This window comes from Rhodococcus sp. B10, assembly GCF_011770055.1.
Taxonomy (GTDB): Bacteria; Actinomycetota; Actinomycetes; order Mycobacteriales; family Mycobacteriaceae; genus Rhodococcoides; species Rhodococcoides kyotonensis_B.
This window is the reverse complement of the sequence record NZ_JAAFYV010000008.1, coordinates 142,092-159,279: the sequence shown is the minus strand read 5'-3', so window position 1 is coordinate 159,279 and position 17,188 is coordinate 142,092. Positions and strand designations below refer to the sequence as shown.

Below are 17,188 nucleotides of genomic sequence, written 5' to 3'. Positions count from 1 at the left end.
CGGTACCGGGAACGGAGGGGGCTTTGGCGCGGGTGGCGATGTGGCGTGCGGTGACCTTGTCGCCGAGGTCGCGGATGGACTGCGGTGACGGTCCGATCCAGATCAGGCCTGCGTCGATGACGGCCTGGGCGAATTCGGCGTTCTCGGACAGGAAGCCGTAGCCGGGGTGGATGGCGTCGGCGCCGGACTTCTTCGCGGCGTCCAAGATTTTGTCGATCACGAGGTAGGACTCGGCGGAGGTCTGCCCGCCCAGGGCGAAGGCCTCGTCTGCCAAGCGCACGAAGGGTGCGTTCGCGTCGGGTTCGGCGTAGACAGCGACACTGGTGAGGCCGGCGTCCGCTGCAGCCCTGATCACCCGGACTGCGATCTCGCCGCGGTTCGCGACAAGCACCTTGGTGATACGCGCACTGGCATGGCTGGGCACTGAGCCTCCTGTGGTTTCAAGTTGTTCGAGCGAAGATCACTGCGACACGATGTACGGACGTCTCTTCGGAGTGTAAGCACAGACACTCCTGCATCCGAAACTGGATGGCGGTTATCGGGAAGCTCCCCAAAAATCCCGACGAACGCTACTGATTGGTAGCAATGGGCCCTGCTCGGGTGGGCAGGGAAGCCGTGCCGGTGTCGACCACTTCGTCGACAACGCGCCGAAGTGCACCGACGTACCGGTGAACGTTCGCCGTCGCCAACTCCGTGTTGGGGTAGCGAGCAGCGATGTTCACGCCGCGGGGCGTCCGGTTGATCCAGATGTACACATTGTGTTCGTACTGCTTGCTACGCAGCGCTCGTGCATTCCAGTCGTGCCAGTGCTCGGCCATCGGAGCGAAGCGCACGTCCATGAACGACACGACGAAACGAGGCGTCGCCGACGTGCCGAGAGCGCGGAAGACGCGATCGAGTGGCACACGCGCGATCGGCTTCGTCGTCGTCACCTGTTCGGTCGCCTGTGCGACGACGGCACCGAAGGAGTCGGCGTCGGCGATGTCGATCGAGAGCGGGCACAGCCCGACGAACCATCCGAGCGACGACACCCACTCGGGCTGGTCTCGCGTGTGCACCGGAGTGATGGTTCGGAACTCGGTCTCACCGGACAGTTCTGCGCTCGCCACCGCGAGCGACGCGAGCAAGCCCGAGAACAAACTGTGCCCGGTCTTGCGGCACGCCACCGAGAACGCGTCGGCGCGTTCGGCGTCGAGAATCCACGCCGAGAGACCTCCTTGCGGGCTCGTGATGCTGTTCGGCTCACCGATGTCGAGCGGGAACGCCGGCAGCTCGCCGTGCCCCTCGTCGAGAAACCGCCTCCAGGTGACGACGGCATCGTGCGTGTGCTCGAGTTCCGCATGCACCTTGCGCTCGGACACGCCGAAGTCCAGGTAGCTGCCCGTCTCGAACAAGGCAGCGGGCGGGCCGCCCGTGGCTTCCGTGTACAGCGCGGTGATCTCGTGTGCGACGAGGACCGTCGACAGGCCGTCGATGATCGAGTGATCCGCGGCGAAGAAAACGACGACCTTGCCCTCGGTGCCGGATGCGCCGTCCGACGGCAGGGGCTCGAGCGTCACGAACGCATAGGCAGGCCAGGCGAGTGGGGAGGTGTATTCGTCGAACAGATAGTGCAGGTGCTCGAAGACCTCGCTCGACTGCTGGCACGGCTCCTGCTCGACCTGCCAGATGTCGACGGCACCCTTGGCCGCGGTGACGCGCGAAAGCGTTCCTTGTTCCTCGTCGATGGACGCGTGCGACCGCATCGACTCGTGGCGGTCGATCCACGCCAGCACGGCCCGACGGAACGCAGGCTTGTTCAGTGGGCCTGGCATCTCGAATGCGGCACCGAGCCAGCTCTCCCGTCCACGCCTGGGGCTCGCGAGGCTGGTGCGGAGGTGTGCCTCGTGGACGTACGACGTCGGACGGTCGTCCGGCCGCCATCCGGCAAGTGCAGGAGTGGTTGCGTGCGGACCCACGCTGGGGATCCACTCGGTGATGGTTCCGGCGGGAATGGCGTAATCCGCCAGCTCGGTGAACTCCATCCGACGAAAACTCAACTCTCACTACGAGTGCACCGACGAGGCAGAGCCACAGATGAGCAGTGCCACGGAAGACTGTGCTGGACACGGAACCGCCGACGAGCATACAGATCGGCAGGTGTATCGATCAAGACGACCCCGAACAGGTACACGGGGTCGTCCTGCACACGGCTTTGCTACTTCAGGTGCCGTTTGATGCGCGTCAACATCGCCGACATCCCGCGCAGCCTGAGTGGACTGACGGCGTCGCCCAGTCCGAGCGCGAGATAGAAGTCGTCGGGAACGTCGATGATCTCTCTCGCGCTGTGCCCGTCGAGGCCCTGATGAAGGATCGACGCGAATCCTCGCGTCGTGGGCGCTTCGGGGGGCGCACTGAAATGCAGCTTGACGCTGTCACGGTCGTCGGCGTCGACGGACAGGAACAACGGGGATTGACACTCGGGTACCGGCTCCATCGCCGCCTGCTCCAGGTGGGCAGGCAGCGGCGGAAGCTCACGGCTGAACTCGAGCAGCAGCTGCAGTTTGTCCTGACCGTCGACCGCCGAGAAATCCTCGACGATCTCGGCCAACGATTCGGGTAGATCCGACATGACTTCAGGCTCTCGTTCCAGCAGTTCGTTCTAGGACGTCGTAGGTGCGTCGCCGGGCTCGTCGCCCCGGGCGATGGGCACGCGCACGGCGTTGCCCCATTCGGTCCACGAGCCGTCGTAGTTGCGGACATTCTCGTGGCCGAGCAGGTGCGTCAACACGAACCAGGTGTGGCTGGAACGCTCACCGATACGGCAGTACGCGATGACTTCGTCCTGCGTCACGACGTCGGAGTAGATGTCGTCCAGCTCTGCGCGGCTGCGGAAGCGACCGTCACCGGCTGCAGCCTTGGCCCACGGAATGCTGACGGCGGTCGGGATGTGGCCACCGCGCAGCGCGCCTTCTTCTGGATAGTCGGGCATGTGGGTGCGCTCGCCGGTGTACTCCTGCGGCGACCGCACGTCGACGAGAGGAACGGTTCCCAGGCTCGACAACACGTCGGAAGCGAACGCGCGAATCGGAGCGTCGTTGCGCGGGGAGACCGGGTAGTCGGTGGCCGGGTATTCGGGGACGTCGAGAGTGGTCTCGCGGTTCTCGGCGAGCCAAGCGTCACGACCACCGTCGAGCAGGCGAACGTCCTCGTGGCCGAACAAGGTGAAGACCCAGAGTGCGTATGCGGCCCACCAATTGCTCTTGTCGCCGTAGATGACGACCGTGTCGTCGCGCGAGATGCCCTTGCGGCTCATGAGCGCCGCGAACTGCTCGGCGTCGATGTAGTCGCGGGTGACCGGGTCGTTGAGATCGACGTGCCAGTCGATCTTGACGGCCCCGGGGATGTGGCCGACGTCGTACAGAAGAACATCTTCGTCGGATTCGACGACCTTGAGACCGGGCGTGCCGATGTGGGCGTTCAACCACTGGGTCGACACGAGGCGGTCCGGGTGCGCATAGTCGCCGAACGTCGGGGTGGGGTCTGCTGCTACGGGCACGTCTTCTTCGCTCCTACGGGTCATCGGAACCGAACTGTCTCTTCTCGATCCTAGGCTGTCGGTCCGACTAGTGAGAGTTCGTCCACGTCGGCAGTGGTGACGGCATGTGCAGCGAGCACCTGGGCGAGTTCGGTCGCGACGTTCTCGACGACGCGCCTGGCTTCGGGAGTGTCGGGGAATCGTGAACGGAGCGACAGACCGTTGCTCGTCCGCGACACCCAGAACTGTGCGTCGTCGGCCGTCGTGACGTTGCTGATGTGGTGCGCGTTCGAGCGTGCGCAATCTGCGCCAGGCACGCCGCGATAATCGATGTAGGACACCATGAACACGTCGTTGCGGGTACGACGGAACTTCTCGCCCAGAGCCTCGAGAACGCGGGGGATCGGTACCGCCGCGAGGGGAAGCGCGGCGCGGAACGACGCGTGGGCGTTCGTGACCGTTTCGTCGAAATCGGTCCCTACTGTGACGGTCATGGGTGCGTTCGTCGTGAACCAGCCGACGGCTCGGGCCCACTGCGGGTCTCGACGCGTGTGCAGTGGGAAGAGAAGCGGAAAGCGCTTCGGGCCGCCGATGTTCGACGACGCCTGCGCCAGCGCAGCGACGACACCAGTGAACATTCCTGCGCCGAGGTCACGGCAGCCGGCCTCGAAACGCTCGGCCCGGTCAGCGGACGCGATGGTGTGCACGGCGGTGGCCTGTGGTGCGGACTGCCCCAGCGGCACACCGAGATCGAACGGGAACGCAGGCGTGGTGCCGCCGCACTCGTCGACGAACCGGGCCCAGTCGGCGACGCGCGGATCCGCGAGATCGGCTGCGGGCGTGTCGGCTTCACCACGGCAGTACTCGACGAAACTGCCCACCGTTTCGAGTGCATGCGGCCGCCCGGTACGCCGGGATGCGTAGAGCGCTGCGATCTCCTCGGCGGCCACGGTCATCGACATGGCATCGACATGAGCGTGATCGAATCCGCACAGAATCGTCGACGTATCGGGACGGTCTACGGCGGCAAGCGAATACGACGGGCTGCGGGACGGGTGGCACAGGGCGTTCATGCGCGCACGCACGTGCATGCTGAGCTCCGACGGGTCGAGCATCGGCGTCCGCTGCGGGTGACCGGCCTCGACCTCGGACGGGGCGTGGACGCGACGTCGAACTCCCGTGTCGTCGGCGAAGAAGGACGTGCGTAGAGCCGGGTGTCGTTCGACGAACTGCTCGAACGCCCAGGACAAGGCGTCGACGTCGATGCGTCCCGGCACGTCGAAAGCGACGGCGATCCACACCGTCGTCGTGTCCTCGGCGCCGGTTCCGAGTGCGGCCGACAGATGGAAACTCTGGTTGAACGACGGTGCGACGTCGGAGTGCATTCCATCGCCGATCGACACCGGCCACTCGAGGTATGTGCCTGCAGCTCCGACGTATTCGGTGATCGACGTGACGCGCATTGCTCAGCGCCCCGCGACGGCCGCCACGCCCTCGGGCACCGTGATCGTGTAATCGCCGTCTCGCGCGATGCTGTCGAACACCGTCTGCAGGTGTGCGTGGTAGCGCTCGACGGATGCCGCCGCTACGGGATTGTCCGGAACCTGCGCGCACAGATAGAAGTGATCGGCGTCGCGGTTGATCCACATGGACGCGTTCGCCGTGGTGCCTTCGCCGGTGAAGTGCTCGGCTCGGGCGTCGGCGGAACGTCCGACGCCGGGGAACCACCGGAAGTCGATGTACGACAGCATGTTCGGACTCACGGCGAGCTCGCTGCCCAGGGTTCCGTCGGCCGCGAGAGCGCCGAGCACCGCGTGCACCGGGGCGGCGGCGATCTGCTTGGACTTCTCGAACGCATCGTGGGCTCGAACCGCGACGTCGGCGAACGTGGACGCGTCGCCGACGGGAAACGCGACAGGTGCGAAGTTCACGAACCACCCCTGCGACTGGCCGTAGTCACCGAGATGGCGCGTGCTGAGTACGGTGATGCCGAAATAGTCCCGTACTCCGGCGAGTTCGTAATCCGTGATCGCGACAGCGGCGAACACGCCGCTGCTGATGCGAGCTCCCGCGGATTTGCACGCCCGGTCGAGGGCTGCCGTGGCGTCGGCATCGAGCAGATACCGCTCGACGATCCTGACCGGTCCGCGTTCGCCGTCCGCGAGGCCGAGATCGAGTGGGAATCGTGGCATCTTGCCCGCGTTCTTCGCGAAGATCTCCTTCCACGCGAGAATCTCCGGCGACGTCGGACCGTAGTGCGCTGCGCGAGCACGTTCGTCGACTGCGTAGTCGAGGTGACTTCCCGCCTCGGCCGGTGCAGGAACCGATTCGCCGATCTCGAGTGCGTACAGATCGGCGAGTTCGCTGATCACGAGCGCCTGCGAACCGCCGTCGGTGAACGCGTGATCGGCCGCGTAGTAGAGCGTGAAGCTGCCTGCGCGCTCGACCGCGCCGACGACGAAACCGGGCCATTCGAAAGGCGTTGCCTCGCAGCCGAACCGGGCCCGGACGTAGGTTTGGAACTCGGCGTCCGTCTCGAACGTGCCCGCTTCCGACGGCGCGAACGACGCGACGTCCGAGGAACCCAGACGGCGCGTCACGGCGCCGTCCTCGACGTCGAACCAGCATCGAAGTAGCTCGTGCCGCAGCACGTACTCGGACAGTGCGCGAGAGAGCGCGTCGCGGTCGAGGACGCCGTCGATCTCGGTGGCTACACCGGTGTACGCATGATGATCGTCGCCGCGCGCCGCTGCCGCGGCGACCGCACGCAGGTGGTCTTCCTGGAGGAACGACGGAGGCGCCGGGTGAACGGGCGCCGATCCCGCCGCAGCCAGAGCCTCCGGCGTCGGATGCCACTCCAGTAGCAGTCCGGGTGCGGGCTTCCAGTTGCTCATCGCGGTGATGATCATGCGTGCGTTCTCTCCTCCTGGTGGCTGGTCGGTTGGGTGCGACGACTCAGTCGCCGACTGCTCCGACGGTCTCGACCATCGCGTCGAGTTCGTGTGTCGGCTCTTCGATGACCGCCATCAGGACCGAGACGAATTCGGCGATGAACCGGTGGACGTTGGTGGCCGCGATGTCTCCGCTCGGGAAACGCGTCGAGATGTTCAGACCCTGGAGGGTGCGGTTGACCCAGAAGTAGACCTCGTCCTCGGCGTGGCACTCGCTACGGAGTGCGCGACCCTTGCGCTCCTGCCACTCCTCGGCGTCGGGGAGGAAGCGCAGGTCGATGTACGAGACGACGAAGCGCGGGACCTCGGTGGACGTCAGCAACGACGCGACACGCGAGTACGGGACCGACGCGAGACCTCGGTGTTCCTTTCCTGCTCGCGCTGCACAGTCGAGCGCTTCGGCGAACGTTCCGGCGTCGCCGAGGTCGATCTGCATGGGCAGGATGCCGACGTACCAGCCGACGCTCGCAGCCCACTGCTCCTCCGACCTGGTGTGCATGGGCATGATCGTGCGGAACTTGTCGTTGCCGCTCAATCGTGCGCCGACGAGTGCGAGTGCGGCGAGGACACCGGACTGCATGTTGTGGCCCGCCGCCTTGCAGACCGCGTTGAATTTCTCGACCTGCGCGGTGGTCAGCAACCACGACGAGACGCTGCTCTGGCGCGTCGCGAGGTTCGTGGGGGCGGAGCCGGAGCCCAGGGGTAGCGGGAAGGACGGGAAGCGGCCGTTTTCGGCTGCGAGGAAACGCTCCCACGCCAGGACCGCGTCGTGCTCGGCGGTCAGTGACTCTCCGAGCAGACGCTCGCTCGCCGAGAAGTCGACGTAGCTGCCGACGGCGGGAAGGTTGTGCTCGGTGCCGTCCAACGCCTGTGCGTACAGGCGGTCGATTTCGTTGATGGCGTAGATCTGGCTGTACGCGTCCATCACCGAATGATCGGCGGCGAAGATCACGAGGAACTTGTCCTGCTGAGGCGCGCTGGCTGCGACGTGCGGTTCCGGTACGACCGTCGCCAGCACGAAGTGCGGCCACGTCGTGGGCGAGACGACGTCTCTGAACCAGGACTCGAGGTGCTCGAAGACCTGCGTCTCGGACTTCGGCTTCTCGTCGTGACGATCGGCGACCGTCACTGCACCGACGGGAACCGTGTAGCGATGCCACGCCCCGGAATCGGCGTTGCGCTCGACGCGTGTGCGGAACGCTTCGTGCCGATCGATGTACGCGACGATGGTGCGCCTGACGGCCTCGACATCGTAGCGACGGTGGATCTCGAACACCGTGCCGATCCACGAGCCGTCGTTGCCGCGGCCCGCGTGGTCTTCGTGGGTGAAGGACATGCCGCGATCGTCCTGACGCCACGCGGCCTCGTCGACCACTCGGGGAACCCATTCGCTCAGTCGCCCGGCGGGCAACGGGTAATCGGCCAGTTCGGTGTATTCCATCGGGTGTCGTCCAATTCCGAGCTAGGCCAGTCGTCGCTGGCAGTGGTCTGAAAGCGTGGCAGTGGTCTGAAAGCGTGGCGGTGGTCCGAAAGCCTGTCGTATTCGTCGATATGCATTCGATTCGCCCCGACGCGGCCGAATGCGGTTCTTCATCAATCGACGTGCACGAATCAGCCGTGAACGATCGGCGTTCACGACGTGCGATCCACGAACACACTAAGTCGAGCGGGTGCATAATTCGCATCGCACGAGAGTGTTGTTCGTCACGGAACGAAAAGCTTGACCCTTCCAGCGAGTGGTGCAGCCGCCCACGAAGCGCTTTCGGCAGTCCGAAACAGGTTAACGGACAGTAAATTTCGCCGATCGCAGAGTCGAGGGTCACTCTCCCGAGGTCTTCGGTGCGAGGACCTGTCACATAATTCCGCGGACCACCGATCCATCCGATGCGCAGCTCCGAATTGTATGTCTGCGACGTGATATCCGGGCGCGCGTTATTCGCGCGACGAAATCTCCGGAGGCATTTCGGCGAGACGCTGTAGTACATTTTGCCGATGACTCGAATCGGATTCGCCGATCACCTATTCCTCAGAATGCATCACGGAATCGGTAATCCAGTCTTCAATCAGTTGGTGTGGTGGTTTCAAGATCGACTACCGAGCGCCGCGTTGGATTCGTTCCACCGGAATCTGTCCGCGGGACTGCTGTCGCGCACGGTGAGCGCACCGGTTCTACCCACTGCGCGACATCGGTGGACGGCGTCGGCGGACGCGCTGCCGATCGACCGTGCCTCCGTTCCGATCGACCCGAGTGTCATCCGGTGCTGGGCGGAGCAACGGATCAGCGAGGACATCGATCCCGAACGTGGACTGGGGTGGCAGTTGTCCACGGCACCCGTCGTCGGCGGCGGAACGGTCCTCTCGCTCGTGTGCTCGCACATGGTTGCGGACGGCGCTGCGACGATCGCCGCCGTCCGGCAGGCGAACCGCGATACTGCGAGCGTGTGCGCCGCCGACCTGGGCGTCGAGCCATCCGTCGTCCGAGGGATCATCGACGACGTCTCCGACTCCGTGGCGCAGATGAAGCCGATCGCGTCGTGGGCGGCGTCGAAGCTCGTGTCGACCGTACGGGGTGGGGACGCGACGCCGCCCGCGCCTGCGCGCGAGAAGCCGCGTCGCAGCGATGTCGAAGCCAACACCGAAGCGTGGAGCCCGCCGTACGTCGTCGTCGAATGTCCTGCTGCCGAGTGGAATGCGGCCGCGGCCGAGTGGGGTGGGACCTCCAACTCGCTCCTGATCGGCGTCCTGACCGCCGTGTCGGAAGTCGCAGGACGAGCGCAGCCGGGCGACGAGCTGCGATGGTCTCTCCCGTACAGCACCCGCGACATCGACGACGTGTCGGCCAACTCGACCAAGATCGTGCCGGTGTCGGTGCCCGTCGCGAGCACCGAGGACCGTGATCTGACACGGATCAGGAAAGCGAGCAAGACGGCGTTCGTCGACTTCGCAGCGCGTCAGGCCGCGGGAGAAGGTGGTTCCACTGCCGCGGCGATACCGCTTCCGCTCGTTCAGATGCTTCCCGATGTCGTCGTGTCGCGCCTGCCGCAGCCGTCCGACGGTTCGGAAGGATTGTGCTCCAGTCTCGGTCGGCTGCCGGACGACGTGACGACACTGGGAGGAATCCGTGCGCGCAGCGTCGCGGCGCGCGCGACGTTCCACGGTGCCGACGCCGCCTTCGCCAGGACGCTCGGTGGCGGCTCGACGGCGTGGGCCACCGAAACGGCGGATTCCGTGACGATCACGGTGCACGGGATGGATCCCGATCGGATGACGAGCGACGAGCAGATGCGCGAGATCGTCGCCGACGTTCTCCGGCGGTGGAAGATCACCTGCCGGTTCTGGTGATCGAGCTGCTCCCGTCGGCGGCGGACTCGACGAGGTCGGCAGCCGTGCTCAGTGCCTGCTGGGCCGGAATCGCTTCGGCCGCAAGGGCGCCGGCTGCCGAGACCGTGTCGTCGGTGAGTAACGAGTGGATCGCCTCGGTGAGTTCGCGGCAGTCGAGGCGCGAGAACTTGGAGGACACTCCTGCGCCCAGCCGGACGAGAGCTGCACCCCAGAAAGGCTGATCCGCGCTGAACCAGCACACCATCGTCGGCAGGCCCGCGCGGATGCTCGCCGCGGTCGTGCCGGCCCCGCCATGATGAATCGCCGCACGGCACAACGGAAACACGGATGCATGGTCGACGGGCCCGACGATGGCGACCGGCGATCCGTCGTCGATGCTCTCGTCGAGGGCGCTCCACCCCGAGCTGATCAGCGCGCGCTGTCCGGTGCGGTCACACGCGTCGGCGACGAGATCGACCAACGACGCGGGATCGGGCACGGGCATGCTCCCGAACCCGACGTACAGCGGGGGAGGGCCTGCGTCGATCCAGCGGCGCAGCGGTGATCCGTCGCCGACGTCGGCACCGAGAGACGCTCGAGCCGAGGACAATTCGAGGAAACCGACGAACGGCCGCGTCGAAGCCCATTCCTCGGCGAGGCCGGGGAACAGCGCTCCGTCGTACGCCTGTATTTCGATGCCGCCGTACGCCGCGATGCGCTCCGGCAATGCCTGCGTCGCGTCGGGGAGGCCGAGCGCCGTGCGCTGCGCGTTCTCGCGCCGACGCATCGACCGCCACCGCATCGTCTCGAGCAGCGACCACGTCGCCTTGTTGACGACGGAGGGCAGGTGCCTGCCGGGTGCAACCGACATCGAGCCGTTGCGTCTGACGGGGCAGTAGTGCAGCGCCAGGAACGGAACACCCAGCGCCTCAACCATATTGAACGTCATCTCTTGGCCGAGGGTCCCGGTGACGAGGGCGTCGGCGCCGCCGGACATCTCCGCGAGCTCCGACACCATCTCGTCCCAGCCTAGGTTGGCCAGTTCGGCCAGTGCGGCGAACCGCACACGGGGATTGCGCGACTTCAAGCGCACCCGCACCAGTTCGGATTCGAGTACCGCCTTGGTGTCGGGGCCGAACGCGCGCACCGTGATTCGGCCCGGTCCGGCTGACACGCGTGACGACGCCGCGGTCGCGAAGGCCAGGAGGTTGGGCGGCGCGCCGAAGACGACGTCGTGACCGCGGTCCGCCAGTTCGATGCCGAGCGCGAGACCCGGTTGCACGTCACCGCGACTTCCGGTGAACGGCAGGACGAACCTCATCGACGTATCCCTTCGGCCGGCGCGCGGTGGTGCGGCAGTGTGCCGACGCGCCTCGCAACCTATCAGTATGTGCGCGAGCTGGGTGTAAGGCCAACGGCCAGCGTATCTTTGGGTGAACGCACGCACAGGCCGAGCGGTGTCGTGGTATCGACGCTAGTCTTTCTCGCGTGAATCGACTCACCTACGACGACGATCTGTTCCTCCGTATGGAATGCGTTCTCGACGTACCTGTCGTCAATCAGATCGTGTGGCGGTTCGATCGACCTGTCGCCGACGCAGCGCTGAACGAGATGTGGTTGCGCCTCGATTCGGGCCCGATCAACCGGACCGTCCACCGCGTCTCGGTTCCCGGTGCGCGTGACAAGTGGGTGCGTGCGGACGCTCCGTCGCTACCGCTGCTCGTCGATTCCGCGGTCGTCGCCGGAGCCGACGTCACCGAGTGGATGCAGCAGCGCGCGGCGGTCCGGCTCGATCCGGTGAACGGCCCGGTGTGGCAGCTCGCCACCGCGAGGCTCGACGACGGCGGGAGCGTCGTGTCGCTCGTGGCATCGCACGTCGTGGGTGACGGGGGTGCGCTGACGTCGTCGGCCATCGCGGCGCTTGCGGGCCCGGACGAGCCCGACGACTTCCGGACGGCCTGGGACCACGCGGGTACACACGACGTCCGTGACGCGGTCGGTCAGATCGCTGCGGTGGCGACGGGTGCAGTCCGAGCTGTCGGACGGACTGCGCGAGACTTCGCGAAGAGGAAGCGCAACACCGCGGTCGCCCGGACGTCCGTGTCTGCGGTTGCGACATCCATCACGGGGCCGTTCGTTCCGAGCACCGTCGTCGTGGACTGCGATACCGCTCGATGGAACGAAGCGGCCCGAGCGGTCGGCGGTAGCGCCAACAGTTTGCTCGTAGCAGTCGCACTCGGGATTCTGACGTCCAGCGGCCGCGTCGACGAGTCCGAGACGGTCAAGGTGGCCCTCCCGGTCAGTACACGGGTGCCGGGAGACCTACGCGCCAACGCAACGTCCGGTGTGTCCATCCGCGTCGACGGCGGCGCAGGATGGCGTACCGATCTCGGGCCCATTCGCCGGGACAGCAAGGCGGCGTTCACCACGTTGTCCGACGCGACCCGATCGACGTTCGAGCTCACCAAGCCGCTGATGCAGATGCTGCCCGACGCGATCGTCGAGAAGGCGGCAGCGTCGGGGACCGCGCCGCTGTGCCTGTGCTCCAATCTCGGGTCGCGAGGGGAGATGCTGCGCAGAATCGGCGACGTCGACGCACGGTCGGTCGCGATGCGATCCATCACCCAGAACACCACCGCAGAGTTGCTGCGTCGAACCAAGGGCGGCGTCAGCGTCTGGTGGAACACCTCGGGCGAGCGCGCCACGTTGTGCGTCACCGGTCTCGATCCCGACCGCTTTCCAACGCGCTCACATCTGCGCGCGTTGGTCGACGCAGAATGCCATCGATGGGAGCTGACTCCCGAGTTCTGGTGAGGCTATGCTTGTCCACCGATTCCGCTGTGGATGAAGCTAGTGCGCTCGAGAAGGGGTTGGAACATGGCAGTAGTCGTGTTGTTCGGTTCTGAGACCGGAACAGCAGAGGAAGTCGCGGACAAGATCGCGGAGGTCCTGTCGGACCACGACGCGGAGGTTCGGGACATGCTCGAGTACGAGGTCTCGGACATCGACGTGAACGACTTCCACGTCATCATCTGCTCGACCTACGGCGACGGTGAACTGCCGACCGGAGCCGTGCCGTTCTACGAGGCGCTCGACGAGGACGCGCCGGACCTGAAGGGTCTTCGCTTCGCCCTGTTCGGTCTCGGAGACCGCGTGTACGAGGACACCTTCAACCGCGGCGGCGAGATCATCGCGGAGAAGCTGGTCGAACTCGGAGCCGAGCAGGTGCACGAGCACGCGCGTCACGACAGCAGCTCCAACGTCAAGCCCAAGGCGCAGGCCGAGGAATGGGCACGCGAGCTCAGTGGGCTACTGGTCGGCTGACGACCAGATGTCGGCCAGCGACGTTCCTACTTCGGTGAGCAGCCGACGGACGAGCGGCAGACCGATACCGATGACGCTGGACGGATCTCCCTCGATCCGGTCGACGAACCAACCGCCGAGCCCGTCCAGCGTGAAAGCCCCCGCGACCGACAACGGTTCTCCGGTCGCCAGATAGGCCTCCAGATCCCCGGCCGACGGTTCGGCGAAATGGATTGTCGTGGAGCTGCATTCGGCAGCGACCGCGACCACACGACCACCGGAGACGCGCACGACCGCGTGGCCGGTGAGCAGATCACCGGACTTGCCTGCCATGAGCGCCCAGCGCTCACGAGCGACGTCGACGGTGTGCGGCTTGCCGTACAGAACCCCGCCGATGGACAGCATCGAGTCGCACCCCACGACGACGGCGTCGTCGAATTCCTCGAGGACGGCCTCGGCTTTCGCGCGCGCCAACGTCACCACGACGTCGTCGGGTGCAGGATCGTCACCGAGCTCGGCCGTCAGCGCATCTTCGTCGACGCCCGACACACGAACGACCGGCTCGACGCCCGCATGCCGGAGTACCTCCAGGCGTGCGGGCGACGCCGATGCCAGTACGAAACGCGTCACTGCGGTCAGTACCGCTGCGACGCCGCGTACGAGTACGGAGAGAACGGTCCGAACGTCCGATGCATCGACGCGGGCGTGCCCCACAGTTCGCGCGGACGAGTGTCCGCCGGTGGTGCCGACGACCCGGCGGCCGCAGCCAGAACCGTCACGAGCGCTGCGATCTCCTGATCGGAAGGATTGCCCTTCACGACGCGGACAGCCGCCTGCACCTCCTGTACGGCCTGTGCATCGATGGCCTCTGTGGTGTTCTCGCTCATAGCGGGATGTTTCCGTGCTTCTTGGGGGGCAGGGTGACCTGTTTGCGTTCGAGCAGGCGGAGTGCGGAGACGATCTGTCCGCGGGTGTGGCTCGGTGGGATGACGGCGTCGAGGTAGCCGCGTTCGGCTGCGACGTACGGGTTGACGAGGGTGTCTTCGTATTCCTGCTGCAGCTTCAAGCGCAGCGCGTCGACGTCTTCGCCGTTCTTCGCCGCTTCGAGGAGCTGTTTGCGGTAGACGAAGCCGACGGCGCCGGAGGCGCCCATGACGGCGATCTGTGCGGTGGGCCAGGCGAGGTTGACGTCGGCGCCCATGTGCTTGGAGCCCATGACGTCGTAAGCGCCGCCGTAGGCTTTGCGGGTGATGACGGTGATCTTCCCGACCGTCGCTTCACCGTAGGCGTAGAGCAGTTTCGCGCCGCGGCGGATGATGCCGTTGAACTCCTGCCCGGTACCGGGGAGGAACCCGGGGACGTCGACCAGGGTGATGATCGGGACGTTGAACGCATCGCAGGTGCGGACGAAGCGTGCGGCTTTCTCGGAGGCGTCGATGTCGAGTGTGCCGGCGAACTGGGTGGGCTGGTTGGCGACGATACCCACCGAGCGGCCGTCGACGCGTCCGAAGCCGACGATGATGTTGCGGGCGCGGCCTTCTTGGACTTCGAGGAATTCGTCGTCGTCGAGGATGCGGCGGATGACCTCGTGCATGTCGTACGGGGTGTTCGGCGAATCCGGGATCAGGGTGTCGAGTTCGAGGTCTTCGGCGGTGAGGTTGTCCTCGATGGCACCGGAGATCGGGTCCGAGGGGGCCAAGCGGGGCGCCTCGGCGCGGTTGTTGCTCGGCAGGTAGGACAGGATGTCGCGGACGTAGTCCAGTGCGTCCTGTTCACCGGAGGCGACGTAGTGCGCGACACCGGACTTCTCCATGTGGGTGTGGGCGCCGCCGAGTTCCTCCATGGTGACGTTTTCGCCGGTGACGGTTTTGATGACGTCGGGTCCGGTGACGAACATCTGCGAGGTCTGATCGACCATGACGACGAAGTCGGTCAGGGCGGGGGAGTAGACGTGTCCGCCGGCGGCGGCGCCCATGACCAGTGAGATCTGGGGGATGACGCCGGAGGCTTGGACGTTGCGGTGGAAGATTTCGCCGTACAACCCGAGGGAGACGACGCCTTCCTGGATGCGGGCGCCTGCGCCTTCGTTGATGCCGATGAGCGGGCGGCCGGTCTTGATGGCCAGGTCCATGACCTTGACGATCTTCTCGCCGTAGATTTCACCGAGGGAGCCGCCGAAGACGGTGACGTCCTGGGAGAAGACGCAGACGTCGCGGCCGTCGATGGTGCCGTAGCCGGTGACGACGCCGTCGCCGAAGGGGCGGTTGTCGGCGAGGCCGAAGTTCTGGGAGCGGTGGCGGGCCAACGCATCCATTTCGACGAACGAGCCCTCGTCGAGCAGCGCGAGGATGCGCTCGCGGGCGGTCAGCTTGCCTTTGGCGTGCACCTTCTCGATCGCGGCTTCGCCGGACGGTGCCATCGCTGCTTCGCGGCGGCTACGCAGGTCGGCGAGCTTGCCCGCCGTCGTGTGAATGTCGGGCGTGGCGGCCGAACCCTGCGCAGTCGAATCCTGGACACTGGTCATGGGCAAACACTTTAACCACGGCTGTGATGTGCATCCCGACCGAGGGGCGCGTTCGTTGCACTTCCGGCAGGCTACCGGCGAGTACGAAAATCGACGGGTTCGACGGGGCAATATGCTCTTGAATCATGTGGACCAATCTCGATCGACCCCCACTCGACGTCTCGGCACTTCGGCGCGCTCTCGTCGACGGACCGCAAGCTTCCTGGTCGAGGCTCGATGTGGTGGATGAGACGGGGTCGACGAACGCCGATCTGATCGCGAATGCGGCCGGCCTCGCGGACCGGACGGCACTCGTCGCCGAGCATCAGGCGACCGGTCGCGGCAGGCACTCCAGGTCGTTCTCGGGTCCACCGCGTTCACAATTGTTGATGTCGGTTCTCGTGAAATTCCCAGGCATCGACCCGTCGATTCTCGGGTGGCTGCCGCTTCTGACCGGAGTTGCCGTCGTCGACGCGTTGCGTACTGTCGCGGCCGTCGACGCGGCGTTGAAATGGCCCAACGACGTTCTCGTAGGTGGCCGTAAGGTCGCGGGCATTCTGGCGGAGGTGGCCGTCCACGGGCAGACACCTGCCATCGTGGTCGGTATCGGTCTGAACGTTTCGATGACGCAGGAAGAGCTGCCGGTCCCGACCGCCACGTCCCTCGCCTTGGAGAACGCTGCCGTGACGGACCGCGACACCCTCCTGCGTGCGATTCTGCGGGGTATCGGCGCCGAGGTCGATTCGTGGAAGAACTCGGGCTGGAACACCGACCACCTCGCGAGCCGCTATCGCGAACGGTGCGACACCGTGGGCCGTCGCGTCCGCGTGGAACTTCCGGGTGACAAGCAGATACTCGGCGAGGCGGTCGACGTCGATCAGCAAGGGCGCATAGTCGTCCGCGACGACGAGACCGGCAAACCGGTACCCGTCGCCGCGGGCGACGTGACGCATCTCCGTGCCATCGAGTCCGACTGACGAAAGATCGACTCCTAGAGTGTCTGGGCTCGCGCCGGCTCCCAGGTGGCGACCGCCCAGATCACGACCAGGTCGATGGCGATGATGAGGATGGACCACAGCGGGTAGTACGGCAGCCACAGGAAGTTGGCGATGATCGACAGCGATGCGATCACGATCGCGGCGAACCGTGCCCACGTCGCACCGGACATCAATCCGATACCGGCCAGCAGAAGCAGGACGCCCACGACCAGGTGGATCCAGCCCCACGTCGAGATGTCGAACTCGTAGGTGTAGTTGTATCCGACGACCAGCAGGTCGTCCTTCGCGATGGCGGCTATGCCCTGGAAGATGGACAGAACTCCGACCGTCAGCAGAATGATGGCCGCCGCGATCGATCCCCCTGTTGCGGCAGCCTGGTGGTTGCCCCTGGGCCTGGCTCCTTCGGTCTTGATTTGTTCGCTCATGTGCTTCGCCCCTTTCGAAGTTGTCTCCCATTCTCGAGCAGCGGGCTAGAGCACACATCATCCGTACCGGATGATGTGTGCGGCGAGAGGGTGCGGCGACACTGAGTGCGGACCGGCCGCCTGGAGCAGCGTCTGTCGGTGCTGCGTTTCTCGAGTGCCCCGGGGGGAGT

16 protein-coding genes are annotated in these 17,188 nt (G+C 65.8%); 4 read left to right on the top strand and 12 right to left on the bottom strand.

Features of this window, described 5'->3' with window-relative positions; translation table 11 throughout:
• From RhoFasB10_RS07910 to RhoFasB10_RS07880, 7 genes are all read right to left on the bottom strand, one after another.
• Window positions 1-424: biotin carboxylase N-terminal domain-containing protein (locus tag RhoFasB10_RS07910; protein WP_346764365.1), on the bottom strand; the 424-nt coding region annotated here is incomplete at its 3' end.
• A 145-nt stretch (window positions 425-569) separates the two neighbouring features.
• Window positions 570-2,024: a condensation domain-containing protein gene (locus RhoFasB10_RS07905; RefSeq protein ID WP_068429546.1), complete on the bottom strand. Its 1,455-nt coding sequence runs from the start codon at window positions 2,022-2,024 to the stop codon at window positions 570-572.
• Window positions 2,025-2,197: 173 nt separating this feature from the next.
• A complete protein-coding gene (locus tag RhoFasB10_RS07900; protein WP_068429544.1) occupies window positions 2,198-2,611 on the bottom strand; it encodes a SufE family protein in 414 nt (137 codons plus the stop codon).
• 30 nt (window positions 2,612-2,641) lie between these two features.
• Window positions 2,642-3,538 (bottom strand): sulfurtransferase, encoded by an 897-nt coding sequence (locus RhoFasB10_RS07895; protein WP_068429548.1) that lies wholly within the window; start codon window positions 3,536-3,538, stop codon window positions 2,642-2,644.
• A 50-nt stretch (window positions 3,539-3,588) separates the two neighbouring features.
• Complete coding sequence (locus tag RhoFasB10_RS07890) at window positions 3,589-4,980, bottom strand: condensation domain-containing protein (protein WP_068429543.1); 1,392 nt, start codon at window positions 4,978-4,980, stop codon at window positions 3,589-3,591.
• Between the two features lie 3 nt (window positions 4,981-4,983).
• Window positions 4,984-6,426, bottom strand: coding sequence for a condensation domain-containing protein (locus RhoFasB10_RS07885; protein WP_068429541.1), 1,443 nt, complete (start codon window positions 6,424-6,426; stop codon window positions 4,984-4,986).
• A 46-nt stretch (window positions 6,427-6,472) separates the two neighbouring features.
• Complete coding sequence (locus RhoFasB10_RS07880) at window positions 6,473-7,909, bottom strand: condensation domain-containing protein (protein WP_068429540.1); 1,437 nt, start codon at window positions 7,907-7,909, stop codon at window positions 6,473-6,475.
• Window positions 7,910-8,460: 551 nt separating this feature from the next.
• Here RhoFasB10_RS07880 and RhoFasB10_RS07875 point away from each other — a divergent pair.
• Window positions 8,461-9,810, top strand: coding sequence for a hypothetical protein (locus RhoFasB10_RS07875; RefSeq protein ID WP_157105387.1), 1,350 nt, complete (start codon window positions 8,461-8,463; stop codon window positions 9,808-9,810).
• On the opposite strand, the gene RhoFasB10_RS07870 is transcribed toward RhoFasB10_RS07875, so the two are convergent.
• Window positions 9,791-11,110, bottom strand: coding sequence for a glycosyltransferase (locus tag RhoFasB10_RS07870; protein WP_167675865.1), 1,320 nt, complete (start codon window positions 11,108-11,110; stop codon window positions 9,791-9,793). The two genes, RhoFasB10_RS07875 and RhoFasB10_RS07870, sit on opposite strands and share 20 nt — an antisense overlap.
• A 167-nt stretch (window positions 11,111-11,277) precedes the next feature.
• On the opposite strand from RhoFasB10_RS07870, the gene RhoFasB10_RS07865 reads away from it, so the two are divergent.
• Both RhoFasB10_RS07865 and RhoFasB10_RS07860 read left to right on the top strand, forming a co-directional pair.
• Entirely contained in the window at window positions 11,278-12,603 is a 1,326-nt protein-coding gene (locus tag RhoFasB10_RS07865) for a hypothetical protein (protein WP_068429537.1), read from the top strand.
• Window positions 12,604-12,666: 63 nt separating this feature from the next.
• Window positions 12,667-13,113 carry a flavodoxin domain-containing protein gene (locus RhoFasB10_RS07860; protein ID WP_068429536.1) on the top strand — a complete coding sequence of 149 codons (447 nt, stop codon included), beginning with the start codon at window positions 12,667-12,669 and terminating at the stop codon, window positions 13,111-13,113.
• Here RhoFasB10_RS07860 and RhoFasB10_RS07855 read toward each other — a convergent pair.
• The 3 genes from RhoFasB10_RS07855 to RhoFasB10_RS07845 are packed head-to-tail and all read right to left on the bottom strand — an operon-like array spanning window position 13,099 to window position 15,616.
• Window positions 13,099-13,722: a nucleoside triphosphate pyrophosphatase gene (locus tag RhoFasB10_RS07855; RefSeq protein ID WP_068429534.1), complete on the bottom strand. Its 624-nt coding sequence runs from the start codon at window positions 13,720-13,722 to the stop codon at window positions 13,099-13,101. The genes RhoFasB10_RS07860 and RhoFasB10_RS07855 overlap by 15 nt on opposite strands.
• A gap of 5 nt (window positions 13,723-13,727) precedes the next feature.
• Window positions 13,728-13,979, bottom strand: a complete 252-nt coding sequence (locus RhoFasB10_RS07850; protein WP_068429532.1) for an acyl-CoA carboxylase epsilon subunit — start codon at window positions 13,977-13,979, stop codon at window positions 13,728-13,730.
• Window positions 13,976-15,616 (bottom strand): acyl-CoA carboxylase subunit beta, encoded by a 1,641-nt coding sequence (locus RhoFasB10_RS07845; RefSeq protein ID WP_167675863.1) that lies wholly within the window; start codon window positions 15,614-15,616, stop codon window positions 13,976-13,978. Before RhoFasB10_RS07845 ends, RhoFasB10_RS07850 begins: the two co-directional genes overlap by 4 nt.
• 125 nt (window positions 15,617-15,741) lie before the next feature.
• Here RhoFasB10_RS07845 and RhoFasB10_RS07840 point away from each other — a divergent pair, with 125 nt between their 5' ends.
• Window positions 15,742-16,572, top strand: coding sequence for a biotin--[acetyl-CoA-carboxylase] ligase (locus tag RhoFasB10_RS07840; RefSeq protein WP_068421575.1), 831 nt, complete (start codon window positions 15,742-15,744; stop codon window positions 16,570-16,572).
• A gap of 14 nt (window positions 16,573-16,586) precedes the next feature.
• Here the strand turns inward: RhoFasB10_RS07840 and RhoFasB10_RS07835 are convergent, their stop codons facing one another.
• Window positions 16,587-17,018, bottom strand: a complete 432-nt coding sequence (locus RhoFasB10_RS07835) for a hypothetical protein (RefSeq protein WP_068421572.1) — start codon at window positions 17,016-17,018, stop codon at window positions 16,587-16,589.
• Window positions 17,019-17,188 lie beyond the last annotated feature (170 nt).